The sequence below is a fragment of the Neglectibacter caecimuris genome (assembly GCF_034335015.1).
Classification (GTDB): domain Bacteria; phylum Bacillota; class Clostridia; order Oscillospirales; family Acutalibacteraceae; genus Acutalibacter; species Acutalibacter caecimuris_A.
The window spans coordinates 1-1,685 of record NZ_JAWXXK010000018.1 but is presented as its reverse complement, the minus strand read 5'-3'; the positions used below and the strand labels follow the sequence as shown (position 1 = coordinate 1,685).

1 rRNA gene is annotated in these 1,685 nt (G+C 53.1%); it reads right to left on the bottom strand.

From position 1 onward, the window contains the following. Positions 1 to 131: 131 nt before the first annotated feature. Positions 132 to 1,671 (bottom strand): 16S ribosomal RNA (locus U8T64_RS13820). Between the last annotated feature and the right edge of the window lie 14 nt (positions 1,672 to 1,685).

Genomic DNA, 1,685 nt, shown 5'->3' with positions numbered 1-1,685 from the left:
TTGGGCAATTCCAAGAAGATCGCCCTCAGGCGATCTTTTGGACCCTCAAAATTAAACAACGATCTGATTTCCGGACTCGCGCCGACCTTGGATGTTAGATAAAAGCCTCAGCCTTTATCAAGTCTCCATAGAAAGGAGGTGATCCAGCCGCACCTTCCGATACGGCTACCTTGTTACGACTTCACCCCAGTCGCCAATCCTACCTTCGGCAGCGCCCTCCTTGCGGTTAGGCTACTGACTTCGGGTATTACCGGCTCCCATGGTGTGACGGGCGGTGTGTACAAGGCCCGGGAACGTATTCACCGCGGCATGCTGATCCGCGATTACTAGCAATTCCAACTTCATGCAGGCGAGTTGCAGCCTGCAATCCGAACTGAGACCATTTTTAGGGTTTTGCTCCACCTCGCGGTATTGCTTCCCTCTGTTAATGGCCATTGTAGTACGTGTGAAGCCCAGGTCATAAGGGGCATGATGATTTGACGTCGTCCCCACCTTCCTCCGTTTTGTCAACGGCAGTCCTGCTAGAGTGCTCTTGCGTAGCAACTAACAGTAAGGGTTGCGCTCGTTGCGGGACTTAACCCAACATCTCACGACACGAGCTGACGACAACCATGCACCACCTGTCTCAACTTTCCCCGAAGGGCACCTGACGTATCTCTACCTCGTTAGTTGGATGTCAAGACCTGGTAAGGTTCTTCGCGTTGCGTCGAATTAATCCACATACTCCACTGCTTGTGCGGGCCCCCGTCAATTCCTTTGAGTTTCAACCTTGCGGTCGTACTCCCCAGGTGGATTACTTATTGTGTTAACTCCGGCACGGAGGGGGTCAGTCCCCCCACACCTAGTAATCATCGTTTACGGCATGGACTACCAGGGTATCTAATCCTGTTTGCTACCCACGCTTTCGTGCTTCAGCGTCAGTTAAAGCCCAGTAGGCCGCCTTCGCCACTGGTGTTCCTCCCGATCTCTACGCATTTCACCGCTACACCGGGAATTCCGCCTACCTCTACTTCACTCAAGATAAACAGTTTCAAAAGCAGTTCATGGGTTAAGCCCATGGATTTCACTTCTGACTTGCTTACCCGCCTACGCACCCTTTACACCCAGTAAATCCGGACAACGCTCGCTCCCTACGTATTACCGCGGCTGCTGGCACGTAGTTAGCCGGAGCTTCCTCCTCTGCTACCGTCATTATCTTCACAGAGGACAGAGGTTTACAATCCGAAAACCGTCTTCCCTCACGCGGCGTTGCTGGTTCAGGGTTTCCCCCATTGACCAATATCCCTCACTGCTGCCTCCCGTAGGAGTCTGGGCCGTGTCTCAGTCCCAATGTGGCCGTTCAACCTCTCAGTCCGGCTACCGATCGTCGACTTGGTGGGCCGTTACCCCCCCAACTATCTAATCGGACGCGAGCCCATCTTTCAGCGGATTGCTCCTTTGACCCCTCTCCCATGTGGAAGTGTGGTCTTATGCGGTATTAGCGTTCGTTTCCAAACGTTATCCCCCTCTGAAAGGCAGGTTGCTCACGCGTTACTCACCCGTCCGCCACTAAGCTATACAAGAACTTCCTTCAGCAAGCTGCTCTCCGTTCAGCGCATAGCTCCGTTCGACTTGCATGTGTTAGGCACGCCGCCAGCGTTCGTCCTGAGCCAGGATCAAACTCTCTAAAATATGATATCTAAAAG